Consider the following 3,545-nt stretch of genomic DNA (forward strand, 5'->3'; position numbering starts at 1 on the left):
GGATTCAGCTGCGGCCAATACCCGCTCCAAACAGCGCTGGCATACCGATGAAGTAGTGTTGGCCACCAAAGCCGATACAAAAGGTATGATTGCAAAAGCCGTTGCCGCTGCACAAAAAAGCGATGTGGCGATTGTCGTTGTCGGTGACAGCGAAGCGACCTCGCGTGAAGCTTGGGCTGACAGCCATTTAGGTGATCGCACCAGTCTTGAATTGCTCGGCGAGCAACAAGAGCTGGTTGATGCTGTGCTTGCGACAGGTAAGCCCACGGTGGTGGTGTTAATTGGTGGTCGTCCACTCGCCATCACTAAACTTGCCGAGACAGCGCCAGCTATTTTACAGGGTTGGTATTTGGGGCAAGAAACTGGCCATGCCGTTGCGCGCGTTTTATTTGGCGATGTTAGCCCCGGTGGCAAATTGCCAGTAAGTGTCCCACGCTCTGCTGGTCATCTACCTGTCTATTACAATTACAAACCCTCCGCGAAACGCGGCTATGCATTTGATAAAACCGATGCACTTTATCCATTCGGTTTTGGATTGAGTTATACCCAATTTGCTTACGCGGATATGCAGTGGAGCAAAACCAAGCTTGGCGCAAATGACACAGTTGATATCAGTGTAACTATTACTAATACCGGCAAGCGCTCCGGTGATGAAATTGTGCAGCTTTACTCAAACGATCCTGTTGCGAGCGTAACCCAACCGGTAAAAAAATTGCGCGGGTTCAAGCGTGTTAGTCTTGCACCGCAACAATCTGCGCGTGTTACCTTTACCCTCTCCGCTAACCAGCTCGGGTTTTATGATCGCAGCATGGATTTCGTTCTGGAGCCCGGCAAGATTGAATTGCTGATCGGCTCTTCGTCAGCGGATATTCGCCTCAAGGGTGAGTTGGATATTGTTGGTAAAACCACCGATATTTCAGCACAAAAAGTCTATTTGACTCCGGTTACAGTTAATTCGCTCTAGCAGGGCTTAAGTTCACAGGGATGTGGATGTGCTGCGTCGTAGTTTTATTGTAGGTTTTCTTTTATCCTGCGAGCTCCCGTGGGCATGTCGCATTCGGGCTTATAGGATATTAGGGATTTCTCACGTGAAAAACTCATCTTCGGTTGTAAAAATTCATTTATCAAATCAATCGCTTGGCCTGTTCAAATCACTGTTGCGTGGAGGCCTAACAGTTAGTCTTGCTGGGTTATTCGTTGCCTGTGGTGGGGGAAGCGGAGGCAGAGATGGCTCTTTCACCGGCGGTGGCAATACAGATTCCTGGACCCCTGGTGTTTATAAGCCTTCAAGTAGCTTTGAAAACTATTGCGAGGTGCCGCGCATGGGTGTCAGCAAGATCACTGGCATCCCATTCCCCGACAAAAGAGGTAATAGTAATCAGGAGAGGAATTTTCTGCGTTCCTGGAGCTATGAAACTTATTTGTGGTTTGAAGATTTGCCCGATTTAAATCCTATAACCTACGAGACTCCGCAGGTTTATTTCGAGCGTTTGGTGTCCGGTAAAAGAACTGCATCAGGGGCACCGAAAGATAATTTTCATTTTTATGAGCCAACTGAAAATGAAGAAGCCTGGTCTGCTGGTATTACCTACGGATATGGCCTCAACCTGAAAGCAAATTGGAATATTCCGCGCAGCATTTATGTGGTCTATAGCGATACTGACTCCCCAGCTGCCAATAAAGCTATCAAACGCGGCGAAAAAATTATTGCAATTGATGGGGTGAGTGTTGCTACTGGCAGCATTAATACCTTGGTTGATGCTCTCTATCCCTCGCAAATTAACGCAGTGCATGAATTTGAAATTCAGAACCTAGGCGCTACTAGTACCCGCAAGGTCACATTGGAATCTGCATCGCTTCCAACAGATGCTGTTTCGGTTGCTAAAGCAATTACACATAACGGTAGTAAAGTAGGTTATGTGCAATTCAATACGTTTATTCCCGACGCCCAAGACCAATGGGTTACCGCAATTAATTCGCTTAAAAATGCCGGCGTGAGCGATTTGGTGGTAGATATGCGCTACAACGGCGGCGGTTATATTTCCGTTGCTGCACAAGTGGGTTATATGATTGCGGGTTCAAATACCACCAACAAAGTGTTTTATCAGGATGTCGCCAATTCAAAAATGCCTAAAGAGCAGCCATGGGGATTTGTGGATACAGGACTGTATGGTTTAAATAAATTCTTGACTTTACCGACGCTCAATTTGCAGCGGGTTTATGTGTTGGCAACAAGCGGAACTTGCTCTGCGAGTGAGTTGGTTATCAATAGTTTGCGCGGCATTGGTGTGAGTGTGTATTTGATCGGCGACACCACTTGCGGTAAACCCTACGGTTTCCTTCCGCAACCTAATTGTGGAACGACTTATTATACGATTCAGTTTAAAGCAATTAACGCAAAAGGCTTTGGTGAATACAGCGATGGATTTATTCCATCCGCTACAGACAATGGGTTGGATAAAGTAAAAGGCTGTAAGGTCGTGGATGATTTGCAGCACGAATTGGGTGATCCCAATGAGGCTTTGCTTGCCGCGGCCTTGCAGTTGCGTGCAACAGGCACCTGTCCTTCCAGCGCGAGTGGACGCCAACAAAAGTTGTCACTGGATGAAAATACGGGTGAATTCGTACAGCCCGAAACTCGCAAATTGCTGATTCTTGATCGCTAAATAATGGGCTTAGGCTTCAAAGGCTCCTTCGTTGGGGCCTTTTTTGTGCTCTGTCGCTGTCACATCAAATCTTCTTTCGTGGAAGCTGTTCACCGAAAACGGTATAGTGATCGAACCGATTGTGCTGCAGGTTAATCCTTGGTGGCCAGGGAAAATCCTACGTGTCTCTCCATCTATCTGCTGTTGTATTAAATGAATGTGAATTCAGTTTGCTCCACTTTTGCTCCAATTGAACTTGTAACTCTGGAATCCAAGCCGGAGTTTTTTGTGCAGGTGGCACACTGGCATCATCAAGAATGCGAGCGCCAGGGTTTAAAATCCTCACTCGCGCTGCGCCAGCAGCGGTTAGTGCTGCACGTCCAACAAAATACCATTCCCAAAACACTTATCGCATTGCGCGGCAACCAACTGGTCGGCTGCGTCAGCCTCGTCAACTACACCTACCGCAGCAGCGAGCGGATGCCCAAGGTTACCAGCGAATGTCCAGTGTGGTTAAGTAATTTATTTGTGCTGGAAAATTTGCGCAACCAAGGTCTTGGCAACGCATTAATTGATGCTGCGAAAAATTACGCGCAAAGTTTAGAGTTGGATGAACTTTGGCTATCCGCTACGGATTACACGGATTACTACCAAAAACGCGGCTGGGAAATTGTGCGCCGTACAAGGTTGGGTGGTAGGTCGGTTAATGTGATGCGGGTGGGGTTGTGAAATTGGATTTTTAGTGGTGACTTGCTAAATATGCTAAAGCTCATCAAGTATTAATGTTTCTCTTAATAGATTAATACACTTGGCATCAATAAATTGCCCTCCCATTTGGTGATCGTAGGGATTAATATCTGATCTGTATGTCGCTTTTCCTGCAGCTAGTGATTCTGCAGG

The 3,545-nt window shown here is 46.8% G+C and carries 3 protein-coding genes; all 3 read left to right on the forward strand.

The window, feature by feature from the left end:
• The coding region (locus ACWA6V_RS19205) for a glycoside hydrolase family 3 C-terminal domain-containing protein (RefSeq protein ID WP_449524001.1) at positions 1 to 964 on the forward strand (964 nt) is incomplete at its 5' end.
• A 124-nt stretch (positions 965 to 1,088) separates the two neighbouring features.
• Positions 1,089 to 2,666, forward strand: coding sequence for a S41 family peptidase (locus tag ACWA6V_RS19210; RefSeq protein ID WP_449524002.1), 1,578 nt, complete (start codon positions 1,089 to 1,091; stop codon positions 2,664 to 2,666).
• Positions 2,667 to 2,933: 267 nt separating this feature from the next.
• A complete protein-coding gene (locus tag ACWA6V_RS19215) occupies positions 2,934 to 3,374 on the forward strand; it encodes a GNAT family N-acetyltransferase (RefSeq protein WP_449524003.1) in 441 nt (146 codons plus the stop codon).
• Positions 3,375 to 3,545 lie beyond the last annotated feature (171 nt).

Source organism: Cellvibrio sp. (genome assembly GCF_053579595.1).